At 43.1% G+C, this 16,053-nt stretch carries 18 protein-coding genes and 1 pseudogene; 17 read left to right on the plus strand and 2 right to left on the minus strand.

The annotated features are described in order from the left end of the window. The 6 genes from HNQ69_RS06990 to HNQ69_RS07015 form a co-directional block, all read left to right on the plus strand. The coding region (locus tag HNQ69_RS06990; protein ID WP_484479006.1) for a portal protein at nucleotides 1-1,239 on the plus strand (1,239 nt) is incomplete at its 5' end. 13 nt (nucleotides 1,240-1,252) lie between these two features. Beyond that, the gene (locus HNQ69_RS06995; protein WP_183229327.1) at nucleotides 1,253-2,146 is read left to right on the plus strand and encodes a hypothetical protein; all 894 of its coding nucleotides are present in this window, start codon (nucleotides 1,253-1,255) and stop codon (nucleotides 2,144-2,146) included. Between the two features lie 85 nt (nucleotides 2,147-2,231). Next, nucleotides 2,232-3,359: a N4-gp56 family major capsid protein gene (locus tag HNQ69_RS07000; protein ID WP_183229328.1), complete on the plus strand. Its 1,128-nt coding sequence runs from the start codon at nucleotides 2,232-2,234 to the stop codon at nucleotides 3,357-3,359. Between the two features lie 21 nt (nucleotides 3,360-3,380). Further along, nucleotides 3,381-3,761, plus strand: a complete 381-nt coding sequence (locus HNQ69_RS07005; protein ID WP_183229329.1) for a hypothetical protein — start codon at nucleotides 3,381-3,383, stop codon at nucleotides 3,759-3,761. Nucleotides 3,762-3,776: 15 nt separating this feature from the next. Further along, nucleotides 3,777-4,157, plus strand: coding sequence for a hypothetical protein (locus HNQ69_RS07010; RefSeq protein WP_183229330.1), 381 nt, complete (start codon nucleotides 3,777-3,779; stop codon nucleotides 4,155-4,157). A 15-nt stretch (nucleotides 4,158-4,172) separates the two neighbouring features. Then, a complete protein-coding gene (locus HNQ69_RS07015) occupies nucleotides 4,173-4,553 on the plus strand; it encodes a hypothetical protein (protein WP_183229331.1) in 381 nt (126 codons plus the stop codon). A 34-nt stretch (nucleotides 4,554-4,587) separates the two neighbouring features. Here HNQ69_RS07015 and HNQ69_RS07020 read toward each other — a convergent pair whose 3' ends face one another. Continuing rightward, on the minus strand, nucleotides 4,588-4,872 hold the full coding sequence (locus tag HNQ69_RS07020) for an addiction module antidote protein (RefSeq protein WP_183229332.1): 285 nt from the start codon (nucleotides 4,870-4,872) through the stop codon (nucleotides 4,588-4,590). After that, nucleotides 4,853-5,161, minus strand: a complete 309-nt coding sequence (locus HNQ69_RS07025; protein WP_183229333.1) for a type II toxin-antitoxin system RelE/ParE family toxin — start codon at nucleotides 5,159-5,161, stop codon at nucleotides 4,853-4,855. Before HNQ69_RS07025 ends, HNQ69_RS07020 begins: the two co-directional genes overlap by 20 nt. 63 nt (nucleotides 5,162-5,224) lie before the next feature. Between HNQ69_RS07025 and HNQ69_RS07030 the strand changes: the two genes are divergently transcribed. The 11 genes and pseudogenes from HNQ69_RS07030 to HNQ69_RS07080 all read left to right on the plus strand — a co-directional run. Then, entirely contained in the window at nucleotides 5,225-5,929 is a 705-nt protein-coding gene (locus HNQ69_RS07030) for a phage adaptor protein (RefSeq protein WP_183229334.1), read from the plus strand. Then, entirely contained in the window at nucleotides 5,929-7,386 is a 1,458-nt protein-coding gene (locus tag HNQ69_RS07035; RefSeq protein WP_183229335.1) for a hypothetical protein, read from the plus strand. The genes HNQ69_RS07030 and HNQ69_RS07035 overlap by 1 nt, the downstream gene beginning before the upstream one ends. Then, nucleotides 7,386-7,811, plus strand: coding sequence for a hypothetical protein (locus tag HNQ69_RS07040; RefSeq protein ID WP_183229336.1), 426 nt, complete (start codon nucleotides 7,386-7,388; stop codon nucleotides 7,809-7,811). The genes HNQ69_RS07035 and HNQ69_RS07040 overlap by 1 nt, the downstream gene beginning before the upstream one ends. Nucleotide 7,812: 1 nt before the next feature. After that, the gene (locus HNQ69_RS07045) at nucleotides 7,813-8,658 is read left to right on the plus strand and encodes a hypothetical protein (protein ID WP_183229337.1); all 846 of its coding nucleotides are present in this window, start codon (nucleotides 7,813-7,815) and stop codon (nucleotides 8,656-8,658) included. A 14-nt stretch (nucleotides 8,659-8,672) separates the two neighbouring features. Further along, a complete protein-coding gene (locus tag HNQ69_RS07050) occupies nucleotides 8,673-10,049 on the plus strand; it encodes a hypothetical protein (RefSeq protein WP_183229338.1) in 1,377 nt (458 codons plus the stop codon). Nucleotide 10,050: 1 nt separating this feature from the next. Further along, nucleotides 10,051-12,132, plus strand: coding sequence for a glycine zipper family protein (locus HNQ69_RS07055; RefSeq protein ID WP_183229339.1), 2,082 nt, complete (start codon nucleotides 10,051-10,053; stop codon nucleotides 12,130-12,132). Next, nucleotides 12,129-12,788 carry a transglycosylase SLT domain-containing protein gene (locus HNQ69_RS07060; protein ID WP_183229340.1) on the plus strand — a complete coding sequence of 220 codons (660 nt, stop codon included), beginning with the start codon at nucleotides 12,129-12,131 and terminating at the stop codon, nucleotides 12,786-12,788. Before HNQ69_RS07055 ends, HNQ69_RS07060 begins: the two co-directional genes overlap by 4 nt. Before the next feature lie 11 nt (nucleotides 12,789-12,799). Beyond that, the gene (locus tag HNQ69_RS07065) at nucleotides 12,800-13,822 is read left to right on the plus strand and encodes a phage tail protein (RefSeq protein ID WP_183229341.1); all 1,023 of its coding nucleotides are present in this window, start codon (nucleotides 12,800-12,802) and stop codon (nucleotides 13,820-13,822) included. Nucleotides 13,823-13,829: 7 nt separating this feature from the next. Then, nucleotides 13,830-14,969: a phage tail protein gene (locus HNQ69_RS07070; protein ID WP_183229342.1), complete on the plus strand. Its 1,140-nt coding sequence runs from the start codon at nucleotides 13,830-13,832 to the stop codon at nucleotides 14,967-14,969. A 9-nt stretch (nucleotides 14,970-14,978) separates the two neighbouring features. After that, nucleotides 14,979-15,212 carry a hypothetical protein gene (locus HNQ69_RS07075; protein WP_183229343.1) on the plus strand — a complete coding sequence of 78 codons (234 nt, stop codon included), beginning with the start codon at nucleotides 14,979-14,981 and terminating at the stop codon, nucleotides 15,210-15,212. A gap of 22 nt (nucleotides 15,213-15,234) precedes the next feature. Continuing rightward, nucleotides 15,235-16,053 (plus strand): annotated as a pseudogene (locus tag HNQ69_RS07080) (hypothetical protein); the annotation flags it as partial.

A 16,053-nucleotide genomic window follows, 5' to 3' on the forward strand; every position in this document is an offset into this window, starting at 1 on the left:
GTTTATTACAAGGCTCCTGATTTAGAAACGGGTGAACTTCGTGATTACAGTAAGCAAGAGTTTGAACAGCTTCAATGTATGATGCCTGATATTCAAGGGGTGCAGTTTAATAAAAAGGTTGTCAGACGTGCTTTTTTAGGGAGGAAATTGCTTGAATCTCCTGATCAACCTTTGGTTCCTACGGGACAATTGGGTTGGGAGTGTATTACCGGTTATTTTGATAAGATCAATCGGCAGTTTTATGGGGTTGTGCGTCCCACAAAAGATCCACAACGGTGGGCAAATAAATATTTTAGTCAGGTAATGAACATTCTCAATAGCCAATCCAAGGGGGGGATTATGGCAGAACGAGGTGCTTTTGAGGATGAGAGGGATGCGGTAAGAAGTTGGACGAGAGCAGATAGTATTACGATGCTTAAACCTGGTTCACTCGCTGCAGGTAAAATACAACCAAAGCCTGTTGCACAATTTCCAGCGGGTTTTTTCCAGTTATTTAATGAAGCCAAAGAGGCAATTAGTCAGGTTACAGGTTTATCGCCTGAGTTTATTGGCACAAGAGAAGTAACACAAGCGGGTATTTTAGAAGCACAAAGGCGTCAATCCAGTCTTAATCTCTTAGCTTGTCTGTTTGATGGTTTACGTTTGTATCGCAAAAGGCAGGGTAAGATTATTTTATACCTTATACAGAATTACTTGTCTGATGGTCGTTTGGTACGCATTTCCGGAGAGGAAAATGCGCAATATATTCCGTTGACGCGTGAAGCGGTGATGAGTGTAGATTATGACATTGTCGTTGATGATGCACCAACCAGCCCCAATGAGAAAGAACGTACCTTTGGTATCATTACCCAGCTGTTACCGTTGCTTCAAAATGCTGTTACACCGGATATCATGCTTGATTTGCTTCGTTATTCACCCTTGCCGGCATCATTGCTTAATCGTATCAGTGAGAAGTTTCAACAGCAGCAACAAATGGCACAACAAGAACAGCAGTTGGATCCTGAGCAGCAAATGAATTTGCAAGCTAAGCAGCAGGACATTGCGGCAAAAGCTCAGATGCAACAGTTAGATTTACAAGCCAAGCAGATTGACCTGTTCATGCGTCAAAAAAGGGCGGAACTGGAAGCAGAAATGATGCAACAACGCCATGAACTTGAACGGCAGCGCATTGTCAATGAGCAAGCGCAAAATCAGATCATGCGTGAAAGAGCGGCAACTTATCGAGGAAGAAGCATTTGAGAGAGGTTAGAGAATGAATGCAGAATTGAATGAAGGTATGAATGAAGATTACAGAGGTGGAGCACCGGTCTTTGATGATGAGAGCTCTTTTGAGAGCGATTACGAGGTCGAAACGGTTGAGAGTCCTGATGCGACACCTCCAGAGCCGGTTGCAGAGCCCGTTGAAAAGCCTTCAGAAATCGTTCCTAGTATAGAGCAGCAGCGCGTTGTAGAACAAACCAAGAAAGCGCGTGAAGAACTTGTCAAGTTTTACGAAGCACAATTCCAAACGCCGAAAGTTGAAGAAGAAAGTGCTCCACCAGATCCACGTGAGGACCCTGTTCGCTTAGTGACGTGGATGTTAGATAGGATTCAAAAGCAAGATGCGTATATTAGGGAACAGAAAGAAGCTCTAAGACAAGCTGAGGAACAGCAGCAGCATGATATGCGTCTTGGTCAGTTTTTCAACAATTCTGTTAAGTCATTTCAAAATAAATCCAGTGATTTTGATGCGGCGGCAAATTTTCTTTATGAGACGCGTGCAAAGGAATTAAGATCTTGGTCGTCACTTTATCCTGAGTATGCAGACCAAAACACAATAGATGCGATTATAAGAGATCAATTGCATGCGCTTGTAGCGACTTGTGCACAAAGAGACCTCAATCCGGCAGAAGAGATTTATAGAATAGCGCAAAATCTTGGCTATCAAAACCAAGCGATACAAGCCAACAATCAGATAGAAGCGCTTCAGAGTAGGCAGAATTCTGCGAGAACCTTAACGGCATCTGGTGGAGGAGGCGTGACAGGTCCTATGACCAAAGAAACACTTGCCAATATGTCCGAGAAAGAATTCAACACTTGGATATCCAATCCGAAAAATGAAGCCCGTTTTTATGAAATTATGGGTGCAGACCCTGATGAGGTATAAGTTTTACAACATAATCCGCTTTTGATGCGGGTTTTCCACCGGCTTTAAGCCGGTTTTTTTATAGCAAAGAAAGGTGAAACAAAAAATGGCAACAACACACATAGGAACCCATGATCCGCAAGCGGTGAAATTGTGGTCACAGAAATTAAGCAATGAAGTTTTGAAAGCGACGAAAATTGCTCCTCTGATTGGCAAAAGTTCGAATAGCATTATCCAGCTTTATAACGAAACCCATAAGAGTGCAGGGGATAGTGTCACATTTAGTTTGCTTGTGAATCTTTTTGGGGATGGTGTTACACAGGGAGAAACGCTTGAAGGCAATGAAGAAGCACTTCAATTTATGAATGATCGGTTGGTGATTAACGAGCTCTTACATGCAGTGCGGGTGGCAAATGATGATTCAATTGACCAACAGAGAATACTTCCGAATTTACATAAGAAAGCTAAAGAAGGCTTGGTTCGCTGGTATGCACATCGTTTAAGCATCATGTTTTTTCTTCAGGTATGTGGTTATACAGCGCGTACGATCAGTGTTGATGGTCGAGAAGTCTACATTAAACCGGTTCATTATGGCTTTAATCCGATCATGGCACCAAGCAGTGAACGTATTATTCGGCCGGATGGTAAAACCAAGGATGAAGAGCTTACCGATAAAGCCAAACATAGCTTTAGTCTTAAATTGATTGATGAAGCAGTTAAACAAGCCAAGCTTGCCAATCCGCAAATTTCTCCGGTCCATATCAATGGTGATGATGTTTATGTTTTGTATTTGCATCCAACACAAGTCATGCAATTGCGCACCAATACAGCCGCTGGTGAGTGGTTAGATATACAAAAATCGGTTTATGCGACTTCTCGCGCAAAGAACCCAATCTTTGATGGCTCTCTTGGCATGTATAATGGCGTTGTTTTACGCGAAGCGATCCATCTCACTCATGGTGTAAAATCGACAGATCATACAGCGGTAAAGAGTGTCCGTCGTGCAGTGTTCTTAGGTGCACAAAGTGCGGTTATTGGTTTTGGCAAAAATCACAGTGCAACGCATTACACCCTCAATGAAGAGTATTTTGATTATAAACGTGAACTTGGCGTATGCGCCAAAACTCTCATAGGTATGAAGAAAACCCGTTTCCAAATGCCAAATAGCGCGCAAACAGCGCAAGATTTTGGAACCATTGTCATTCCTACCTACAGCGGTGAAGCAGCAGCGTAATCATGGGAGGGGAAAAAAGACATGGCAGATCAATTACCACCTCCACTACAGGGGAGGAATCTTCATACCCAACAGGTGAGTTTCTTGCGGCTTAATTTTACCTACCACGATACAGATCATAGCGTAAAAATAGGTACCCTGCCTCGTGGAGCATTGATCACCTCGATTAAAGCTTTTGTCGAGACGGCTTTTACAGATGCCAAGTTACAGATTGGGAGCACTGCGACAGGAAAAGAGTTTGGCGAAAAAGACGTCAAAACACAGAGTACACAAGACTTTACACCAACTGATCAAAAGGCTTTTGTTTCAGACAGCAAGGAGCTTACTTTGTATGCTAAAGCAGATAAAAAGGTTCAGGTTGGTAAGTGTGTTATCGTTGTTCAATTTGTGACAAATCACTGAAAGAAAGAATAAGAAATGGCAAATGAATTACCACAACCATTGCAGGGGAGAAGTCTTCATACGCAGCAAGTGAGTTTTTTACGACTTAATTTTACCCATGAAGCCAAAAAACAGAGCTTGAAAATAGGAACCTTGCCGCGTGGAGCACTGATTACGTCAATGAAAGTGTTTATCAAGACAGCTTTTACAGATGCCAAATTAAAGATTGGGAGTGCTGCTGGAGGGAGTGAATTTGGAGAATCTGAAATCAAAGAAGCCGGTGTTAAAACGGTCACAATAAATAATCAAAAGGAATTCGTTCCTGATGATGAAGAGTGCACACTTTATGCCACAGCAGATAAAGAAGTCGCGTCTGGTCAGGCAACTGTGGTTGTTGAATTTGTGACAAATCACTGAAAGAAAGAATAAGAAATGGCAAATAAATTACCACAACCATTACAGGGGAGAAGCCTTCATACCCAGCAAGTAAGCTTTTTACGTCTTAATTTTAGCTATCAAGACAAAGAAAATGCTCTGAAAATAGGCACTTTACCTCGAGGCGCTTTAATCACTTCAATCAAGGTGTTTGTTAAGACAGCATTTTCGGACACGAAGGTAAAAATAGGCAGCACTGCTGGAGGTACTGAGTTTGGTGAAGCGGAAATCAAACAACAAGCAGTCAAAGAGGTCAAGCCCAGCAATCAAAAGGAATTTGTCCCTTATGACCAAGAACTTACTCTTTATGCCAAAATGGATAAATCTGTTGATTCCGGTGAAGCCACAGTGGTTGTTGAGTTTGTGACAAATCACTGAAATTGAAGGGGAAGAGTTTAACTCTTCTCATGGTTTATGGAGCAGGAGATTGTACACTCAGTTGCAAATTAAGAGCAGATAAGACAGCAACTAAGGTAGAGAGCTTAGGGTCACCCGTTTTGCTTAAAGAGCGGTATAAACCACTGTGTGCGCGATTGGTTTCTTTTGCTAAGGCACGCATATTTTGGGCTCTAGCAACAATACCAATGGCATCTGCTATATGAGCAGCATCTCCTGTTTTGAAGGCTTCATTGAGAAATGTTTGTTGTGATTCAATGTCTTGAAGATATTTTTCTGGTTTAAATGGGGTTATTTTCATCACTGTACTCTTTTTTTAACTTTAATGCTTGTTCAATATCTTTTTGCTGGGTTGATTTATCTCCACCACATAGCAAAAGGATAAAATCAGAACCTTTTTGGATAAAATAAATTCTGTAACCAGCACCATAATGGATACGCAATTCACCTATGCCACTAAAAAATTTAACATCACCAAAAAGACCTTGTTTTAAGCGTACAACACGCTGAAGAATAATAGCTTTAGCGTTTTTATCTTTGAGTTTCTTAAGCCAATTATCAAATTCCATCGTTTTATGAATGAATACCATTAGTGCACTATAATGCACAGATGATGATATATCAAGGGAAGTTTTTTACTGAAAGGTGTTTTCATGTCGCGTCATTATATAAGGATCAAGACGGGAGGACCGACACAAGAGAAGGCAGAGGTTTTTCGTCATAGAGGCACATTAGCCCATCTTGTGTCTGTGATCCAGGATGAGATTGATGACATTACGGATGAGTATGTTCGTCAAATTCAGGAGAGTATTTTTTGTGCGGTTCGTTTTTGTGAGAGGGAGAGTTTTTTCTTTAACGAAAGCCGGGAGGTGGTGTTTACAACACGAGCAGGAAAGGGGGTCTATGATGCTTCTGATACACCACATATTGAAACAGCGATTACCATCAAAGGTGTTTTTCTTCATTCAGGGAACAATAAGTTTGCCTTAGAGAAGAGAAGCGCTTTTTCCTTAGAACCTTTGTTGTCGTCAGGACAGCAAGGAACGCCGGTTTGTTACAGTTATTTTGATAAGAAACTTCATCTTTATCCGATTCCGGATGCTGCTTATCAGGTCCAGCTTATTCTCTCTCCGATGCGTTTGGAAGAAGTTGAGGATATGCATCAAGAGCACCCATGGTTTGTTCATGGCTTTGATCTGATTAAAGCACGCGCCAAATATGAATTATACAAGAATATTCTGAAAGAGCCTGATTGTGCAACAGCAGCTTATAATGATTTTCAAGAGCAATTGCATGAATTGCGTGCAGAGACTTCAAAGCGTCATAACGTCACCAGCATAGTGCCAACGGACTTCTAATGCCCTTTTTTCCGATAGCCGATTACCGACCGGATGTTGCGGTTTTAAACAGCAACTTTACTGATACGCTTGTCAATGTTTTGCCGGCGGATGGTTGTTATTTGCCGATGCCCAGTGCGACGGTTATTTCTGCTGCTTTGGAAGAGAAGCCTTTGGGGTCGATAGCTTTTAGAACCGGCAATGGGGTTAAAATTATCGTAGGGGGCGCACAAAAGCTTTATTTTTATGAGAGCCAAACGCGGGGTTGGAAAGACATTAGCCAAAGTGGTGTGACATATCAAGCCAATGAGGAGAACAAATGGTCTTTTGCGTTGTTTGGGGAAACCATTCTTGCGGTGAACAAAAATGATAAACCCCAGGCTTTTAATATTGTTAGTTCAGAGCGGTTTGCAGATTTAGGCGGCAATCCACCGAAAGCAGGTTTGGTAAAGGTTTGGGGTGATTTTTTATGTTTGCTGGACCTTGCGGATAATCCCAATCGCATCCATTGGTCAGGCTTGAACGATGCCACGCATTGGACGATTGGTGATAAAGATTGTTATTATCATGACTTTCATGATGGAGAATATGTGCAGGGTGCGACAGGATCGAGCAATCCGCTGGTTTTTCTACGTTCTGCTGTTTATGCTGGTTCCTTCATGTTAGGCTCTAAAGTGCCCTTTCTTTTTCAAAAGATACATGACAAACGTGGAGCGAGGAGTGCTGGCGCCATTGCCTGTTTTGGCAGTGATGCCTTTTTTGCTGGTGATGGTGGTTTTTATCAGATTGGTTCGGATGGACAGCTTTTCCCGATAGGGTTTGAAAAGGTTGACCGAACGGTGTTCACCAATTTTGATAAGCTTGCTCTTGATGAGATGCAAGGAGTGATAGACCCTGTCCATAATCGTGTTTACTGGTCTTTGAAGAGTGGAAATAACCAGCAAACCACCTTTGTTTATGATTGGGGTTTGCAGAAATGGTCGACAATTCAGGGTGAGCCTTTAAGCTTTTTTCCAGTGTTCACGACAGGCTATACGTTAGAACAACTTGATAATATCTCGACAAGTCTTGAGACCTTACCCGCTTCTCTTGACAGTTCCATTTGGCAAAGTGGTGCGCCGATGCTTGGTGCTTTTGATGGTGAAAGGAGGCTTGTTGTGTTTACGGGAGCTCCTATGGAGGCGGTTGTTGTTTCGCAAGAGATGGGGGCGACGGATGGGAGCTTTAGCTTTCTCACCAAGATGTTTGCACAGGTGGATACCCTAGAAGGGCTTTTGAGTATAGGGGAACGAGGAGTTCGTAATCATCACACGCCAATTACATGGCATAAGGAAAGGATATGTTCTTTTGTGACGGGCGCCTATCATGGGAGGTCACGCAATCGCTATCACCGCTTTAAATTGCGTATTCCTGAGGGTGTTCCTTGGAAGCATATCACAGGCTTTCATGTGGATTTACGGTTTTTAGGGAAAGGATAATGGCAAAAGTTTTTTTAACCTCTTCTTGGGATAAGGAGCGCATAGCACCTTATCTTGAAGAGATCCTTGCAGCCTTTCGTCGTTATGTAGAACGTTTTAAACATGAAATGACTTTGCAAGAGCTCATTGAAGCCATTTGCAGTGGCAAGAAACAATTATGGCTGATTTTGGATGATGACGAGCGCTTTTTAGCGGCTGTGACGACACAACTTCAATATACGGCATTAGGCAAGAAGCGGGCGCTGATTTGTGAATGTAGTGGGAAGGGCGTTCTTGATTTGGTTGATAATCTGAAATTTGCAGAGGACTGGGCGCGTGAGAATGGCGCCCATGAAATGGAGATTTTGGGACGTTTAGGATGGCAGCGGGCTCTCAATAAGCAAGGCTATGGCATAGACATGATTTATTATCGGAAGGATTTATAAAATGGGGAGTAAACGACCAACTGAAACGCAACAAAGGCAGGTACAGACGAGTGCTCCCCCTTCTTGGGTGGATAATATTTTTAAGCAGGGTGCTACGAATGCGCTTGGTCTTTATAATTCAGGAGCTGGTGGCAATGTTTATAACGGACCACGTATTGCACCTTTAAGTGCTCCAACCACCCATGCTATTGGAGGTCTTGGGAGCGTTCCCAGCCAGTATCAGAACAATTCTCTGATGAATTTGATCAACACTCCGACGGTGTCGGCAAGTAATCTTGGGCGGATTGCGTCTGGTGGTCTGATGGGAGGGAATTCGTATTTTGGTCAGGTTCTTCAAGAAGGGTTAGATGAGGTAGAAAATAGAATTAACAGATATTTCTCAGGGATTGGTCGCTATGGAACGCCTGATCATAAGGATGAGTTGCGCAAGGGAAGCGGGTCTGTATATGCCCGTGCTATGGCAGATCAGTATAATCAAGATTTGCAGCATATGATGCATGCCAATGCGATGATTGATCACTCTAATCAAAACCAGTTGGGGGCGGCGAATAACTTCTTACATGGATACGGTAATGCCTATTCCAATGCCTTACAGGGCTCTTCACTCCTTGATGCTTACAACCAAAGACTTGCTGATGCTGAACGCGAACGCTGGCTGGAGCAAGACAATAGCGGTTGGAATAGACTGAATATGTTGATGAACGCCGGTCATGGATTTGCAGGCAATTACGGTACAACCACCAACAACAGTACAAATTCCCTGATGCAAGGCAACAATCCTTGGAAGAATGTTCTAGGCCTTTTAGGCGGTGTTGGTCAATTTGTTGCCCCTTATTTGGGGAAATAGGGAGAGAGGAAGTGATGGCAAATAAGAGCGAGAACATTTTATCAAGACTTCTTAATTCTCTGTACGCCATGGATCCATTGGCATCGCGTGTGCTCTTGCAAAATCAACAGGTGGAGAATGCACAACAACAGGCGAATAGATTGCCTTATTTAACACCTTCTCCAGCTGTTGGTACAGTTGGTTTACAGCCGGACCCGTTCGGTTTAGCGAAAGATATGCCGCCCTTACCGAATGTGAGTTCTGCTTTGAGATCACGGGAAATACAACCGAATGCATCCTCTTCATTTCCTTCTATACCCATGGCGACAGTTGGTTCAAAACTGCACCCATTAGGTTTGACTAAAGATATGGAACCATTGCCCAATGCACTTTCGGATTTGAAGTCATTGCAACCACAACAAGTTGCGTTAGCAGAATCCTCTCTTCCAACTGTACAATCGGAACAAACGGGATCTGTACCGCTCGTACAATCACAACCAGGCTCTACTTCTCAACAGAGCTTTTGGGATCAATTGCGTCATCCTGAGTTTTTACAGAGGCTATCGGATTATGCGATTGGTTATGCCTCATCGGATGGACCAATGGCCCAAAGCTTGGCGAATGCAGCGATGAATCTTCGTCATGGTGATATGGAAAGAGAACAGAAGAAGCAGGTTAATCAAACGATCGAGTATCTAAAATCTAAAGGGTACAGTGAAGAAGAAGCCCGGTTTATGGCTGGGAATAAAGATGCGTTGAATGCGTTCCTGGTACAAAAGATAAATGGCGGTAATGGTCTTAATTCTAAAGAAGAATTGGACCGCCAACGAGAAATGATAGAGCTTCAAAATAGTGAAGCTATTAGCAATAATATGCTTAATGATATCGAACGTTTTATGAATTACGTGAACGAAAATGGTGCGTGGGCTACGGGAAATTTTGCTGATTGGCAAGCTTTTTTCAATGTTCCTCAACACCGTGATATGAAGTCACTGCTTAACTCGATTAAAAACCGTATAGGTATTGACCGTTTAGAAGCGATGAGACGGTATTCACGCAATGGTGCTTCTGGTCTTGGAAACCTTACAGAAAAAGAGCTTGATATCTTAAAGAGCTATTTAGGAGAGATAGACTATAAGTTGGGTGACAAAGAGTTGATGTTTAGGTTGAAGAAGATACGTGAGATTTTAGGTAAGATGAAATCAAATGTATTGGCTTTGCTAGAGGATCGTCACACCAAATTGACAGAAGAGAATGTTCATCAAGTTACAGCATCATCGGCGCATACTCCAGTTATCAAGAAAGAATATAGTCATTTGCCTGTTGTGACGAGCAAAGAGCAAGAGGATGCATTGCCTCCAGGTTCCTTCTTTATTGGTGAAGATGGTAAGAGAAGGCGTAAGGGAGCTTGAGATGGGTTATATTCCTTATTCGCCGATTATTGATGATGCCTCAGATTATGATAGTACGTTTTCAGTGAAGAAGCGTCGTGATCATCAAGGCAAAAAACTAACGGGTTATATTCCTTATTCCCCTCTTGTTGATGATGTCTCAGATTATGATGGTATGGCTTCTCATTCACAACCTACAAAAGATAGTTTTTTATTTGATGATAAAGATTTGACAGTGTGGGATGCGCTAAAGAGTCATGGCATATCTGGTTTAACGGCAGGTTATAGCGATGAAATACAGGCAGCGAATGAAGCAGGTTTTACGGATTATTGGAAGGGAGATCAAAAGGCTGAGGAGATCTATAACAGAAGAGTAGCAAAGGAACGTGCTTACCAAAAAGCCTTGGAAAAGAAATATCCTTGGTTGTCTTCTGGTGCTTATATTGTGGGTTCGATTTTACCAACATTAGCATCATTAGCTATCCCTGGATTAAATTTTTTAAGAGCAGGTTCGACTTTAGGAAGTTTGGGTAAGGGAATGCTTGTGGGAGCCGGTTCTGGTGCTTTGCATGGTTCTGGTGCGGGAGAAGGTTACAATGATACAGTGAACTCGGCGTTAGCTGGTGGTGTTGGTGGAGCTGTTTTAAGCCCGGTTGCTTCTTTAGCAGGCATGGGGGTTTCTAAGGCAGTTCGTGGTGTAGGAAATGCTTTAAAGTCACCTCCTCTTGTGAGGAATATTTTTAATCCTGCTCGTAAAGAAGTTTCAAATAAAGCTTTGAGAGAAGTTGCTAAGCAGCTTTATGAAGATAACACTAAAAAAATTACTGAACGCCTTAGCTTTGAACCTCATGATGTGTTTTTGACAGATATTAATGAAAAATTGCGACAGGCTTTGTGGAATTCCTCTAGAACCAATAAAGATGTTTATAATATTTTGAAACAAGCCCATGAGAAAAGATTAGGTGGTTCTGTTCAACGTCTTGATGATATGATGGATCAGACAATTGCTTCCTACCAGAATAGTGATGCTTTAAAAAGGATGCTTAAACAACAAGGGAAAGAGGCGCATGATCATCTTTATGAACAAGCAAGGCGCGCTCCAATAGGAGAAAAGCATTATGAAGCTCTTAATAAAATTTTTGAAAATAAAGGCTTTCAAAAAGCTCTCAAAGATGCTGTCTCTGCCTTAGAAGAGCATCCCTTAAAAGCAAATCCTCAACGCTTTTATGATAAAAAATTGAGCAGTTTAAACTATAAACCCACAGTAGAGTTGTTAGATCAAACCAAGCAGTCTCTTGATGACTTGATAGAGAAGAGTAAGAGACTTGGGGATAACCAAAAGGTTTCTGGCTACCAAATACTTAAAAAAGATTTGGTCAACATAATGGATGCGATCTCCCCTCCTTATCAAGCAGCGCGTAATAGTGCAGCAAAGTACAAAGGTTTTGAAGAGAGTTTTGAGAAAGGTAGGCAAGCTCTTGGAACAAAACTTGAAAAGAGTATTGAGAGGGATGCAGTTAAGGAAAATCTTTCTAAAGGCAATTGGACGGATAAAAACAATAGCTATCAGATGGGTATGAGAGATGCATTAGATGATCTGTTGAGAAAAAAGGATGACCCTATTAATGAACTCTCTAATCTTTTAAAACAAAATCTTGCATCTGAGAATCTTGAAAGGATCATAGGAGCTGAACGGTTTGCAGCTTTTAAGAAGGCAGTCGATCAGGAGCAATTCTATTCTGATGCAGCCAAAAAAGGCTTTACAGAATTTAGGGGAGCTCCTGAATTGTCTGTTTTTGATGGTGTTCGTGTTCCACACAGTGTTCCTGATATACCGGTTCAAGCGGGTAAGTTATCCCGCAATATATTTTCCCATCCGAACGCACCAGAAGCGGTACGAGCAAGACAAGAGCTAGAGCGTGGAATAGCAAAATTAGCAACTTTTGGCGTTAAAGGAATGGAGAGAAATGAGATTGCTCAATTGATTCAAAGTGCTTTAAAGTGGCATCACGCAGGGGTGCTAACGGATGAAGGCTTGAAAATTGTTTCTAGAGCTATAGCAAAAGGGCTAGGTCCTCGTGCTTCCATAGAGTACGCAAAATGACCCGTTATAGCCCTTCTATAGAGCAAGCGATACGGCAATCTGCCGCGCGTTATGGTTTGCCTGAGAGCTATCTGTATCGTGTTGCGCAGATTGAAAGTGGCGGCAATCCCAATGCAAGAAATTCCCGTTCCTCTGCTGGTGGGTTGTATCAGTTTATAGACAGTACCGCCAAGCAATATGGTTTGCAGGATAAGTTTGACCCCATGCAAGCAGCCGATGCGATGGGGAGATTGACACGTGACAATCGCAACCATTTAAGCCGCGTGTTGGGAAGAGCGCCTAGTGAAGCAGAATTGTATTTAGCCCATCAACAGGGAGCAGGGGGAGCCGCGCGGCTTCTTCAAAACCCTCATGCCAATGCAGCACAAATCGTTGGCAGCAATGCGGTTGGTTTGAATGGTGGAAATACTGGTATGCGTGCTGGTGACTTTGCCAATAGGGTGTTGCAAATGTATGGTGGACAGCAGCCTTATAGTGCAAGCCCTGTTGTTGCTGGAAGCAATGTTCCTCCAGGGGGTGGATTTGGGAAGAGGGATAATCTGCTTGAACTTTTAAGAGTCTTGCTGTCATCACAGCAAAAGCCATCAGAAGAAGATGCTCATCCTTTGATGAAGCAATTTATGCGGGCGTTTTACGGCCCGTTTTACAAGATTTAGGATTCACAACGATGTCAACGATATATGATTGGTCGCTTAGAGCGTCGGAGAACACGCGCGCCGATGATTTGGTTGATTGGTCAGAAGGGCAATTGCCAAGCACGATCAACAATAGTGCGCGTGGAATGATGCAGCGGGTTAGGGAGTATTTGGCAGATACGGGTGGTGCGATTGAAAGTACCTTTACGGTTAATCAAGCCCAACAAACGACAGCTATTAGGCTCCAGACCAAATCGCAATTTTTAGAATACAAGAAAGATATAGTTGTACGATTTAAAGCCAAAGGAAGAAATGTTGGTATAACAACGGTAGCTCTCAATACTCTAGCGGGTAAACAGGTTTACAAAGTAACAGAAGCTGGTATTGCCCTTTTATCAGGCGATGAGATGCAACAAGGATGTATCTATACCTTAGTCTATGATGAAGTAATTTCGGGATGGCAGCTTCTCAATCCAACCCCAACAAAGTCACAACTAGGTTTAACAAGCAATCCTTATCCGTCAGGTTTTATAGGGAGTTTTGCTATGCAAGCGCTTCCAAGTGGTTGGTTATTGTGTGATGGGAGTGCTTATTCACGCAGGAGCTATAGTGATCTATTTGCAGCGATAGGAACGACGTGGGGAAATGGAGATGGTGTAACAACGTTCAATATACCAGATTTGCGAGGCATGTTTTTACGAGGTTTTGATGGTGGAGGCACTGTTGATCCGGGGCGGGCTTTTGCGAGTGTGCAACAGGATTTCATTCAATCTCATAGGCATGAAGGTCATGAGCTTTTTCCAAAGCATCTTAATGAAACTGGAATGGAACATTGGCACGGTGATGCCACGATGCTGTGGGGGCATTTACTTGATGAAGAGAAGCAATCGGCAGTTGAAGCCGTTACGGGAATAAGAAGAGAGAACATGCAGGCCTATGATATTTTGGCAGTGCCTCTTGATCAATATTATACGCATCATATTGCAACATTAAGGGATGGAGAGAGTGAAACTCGTCCTATCAATGTCACGGTTGTTTTTGCGATAAAAAGCTGAGGCAAATATGTCAGATATCTATAGTTGGTCTTTAACAGCGTCTGAAAATGCAGGCGCTGATAGTTTTATCAATTGGTCTGAGGGACAGCCACCCCATACAGTTAATAATAGTGCACGTGCCATGATGCAACGGGTAAGAGAATATTTATCGGCTATTGGAGGTGTTCTTGAAAGCACATTTATAGTCAATGAAGAACAACAAACGACAGCGATTACGCTTCAGACCAAATTCCGATTTTTAGCCTACAAGAAAGATATAGTTGTCCGGTTTAAAGCGAAGGGCACTAACCTTGGAGCAACCATGGTTGCACTTGATAGGTTAGAGGGGAAACCAGTTTACAAGGCGACAGAAACGGGTATTCGTCCCCTTATTGGAGGAGAAATCCAAAATGGCTGCATCTCTACCCTCGTGTATGATGAGGAAATTAGCGGATGGCAGCTTCTCAATCCGATGATAAAAGGCATTTCTCAATTTAGGCGCTTACCTTCAGGTTTTATAGGGAGCTTTGCCATGGAAAATTTGCCTGATGGTTGGTTATTATGTGATGGGAGTGCTTATTCGCGTAAGGATTATCGTAATCTTTTTGCAACCATTGGAACTCTGTGGGGGGATGGAGATGGTGTAACAACGTTCAATATACCAGATTTGCGAGGCATGTTTTTACGGGGCTTTGATTACCTTGGGGCTGTTGATCCAGGGCGTCATTTTGCAAGCACCCAACACTATTCTTTGAGAATCCATGAGCATAGAATTGGGACTGTTGATCCGGTACGAGGTTCTTTGAGACGCAAACGTGATAGCTCTTCTGTTAACGGTCCGCTTAAGAGGATGAAGAGGAGTATTATTGTTGATTATGAAATTCTTGATGAAGAATGTGCTGGTTTGACAGGGGATGCCTTGGAAAGGTGTGAGAGGGCATTTGACAGTCTAACGGACACAGGTGAAGAGGAAGTAACCGTACAGCCTGAAGACTCTTTCTCACCTCCATTTTTTATCAAATATAGAGAAAAGTTTTTCATGTTGTCTACACCTAGACGATCCGATCAAGAATTAGGCATTCATGAGCATAGGATTATGACAGAGAGTTTTGGGGGTCAAGAAACGCGTCCGATTAATGTTTCGCTTGTATTTGGGATAAAGACATGAGGTTATAAAATGTTATCAAAACCGTTTGCGCTATCAGAAATGAGTGATCCGTCACAAATCCGCGTTGTTTTGTATTCGGGTGATCGCATGGTACACGCCCCTCTTAATGGGATAGTTGATCTTATGAAGGATGTTTTGAAGTCAGAGATTGGGGATTCTTTGCACGCGATAGATGCCCGCTTGAGAGAGTTAAGCGCGGAGCTAGAAGATCTCAAACAGTGTCAGTTGGAAACATTCACTTGAAATAATGTAAGGAAGAAAGATTATGGGTGTCCCGTATCATGAGCATGATTATCAACTTCCCGTAGCAACAAAAGATGAAATCATAGAGGGCATTTCGGTTGATAAAGTTGTTGTGCCGCAGTCATTGGGAAGTGCAGCAGTTTACCAGTATGAAGCATTTGCCACAGCAGAGCAGGGGGCGCAGGCGAAGCAGGCGGCAGAAGTAGCGACAGGAATAGCCAAGACAGCTAAGCAAACAGCAGATCAAGCCAAAGAGGTCTCGGAACAGGCAAAAAGGGTAGCCGATGAGGCAAAGGGAGCGTCTAATACAGCAACAGAACTATCCACACAAGCCTCTAACACAGCGACACAAGCAGCGCAAACAGCAGCGACAGCGGTCACAACAGCTACTTCTGCAAAGACGATAGCAGAGAATGCACAACTTGTATCAGAAGCAACCAAGCGTTTTGCAGAAGCCTCACAGACGCTTTCTCAACAATCGAAGAGTGCTTGTGATGCTGCAAAACAAACAGCCAGTGAAGCGAAGGAAACCTCTGATGCGGCGAATGTGTTGGCGAATACAGCGGCGAGCGATGCTCGTGAAGCGAAGAGCTTAGCCGCAACAGCGGTCACAACAGCCAATGGTGCCAAGCAAGAGGCATCTACGGCCGTTAGTGTAGCCAATGAATCCAAGGTAACGGCAACAGGTGCTGTGACGAGGGCGACAGAAGCGCAGGATACAGCCAAACGGGCAGAGCAAGTTGCGAGAGCAGCCAAGCAAGAGGTAGAGGATGTCTCGAAAGTAGCCAGGCAAGCAGAACAAAAAGGCACAGCGGCTAGCCAAGTAGCAGCGACGGCGGTA

Origin of the sequence: Bartonella callosciuri, assembly GCF_014203215.1 — a bacterium.
Classification (GTDB): domain Bacteria; phylum Pseudomonadota; class Alphaproteobacteria; order Rhizobiales; family Rhizobiaceae; genus Bartonella; species Bartonella callosciuri.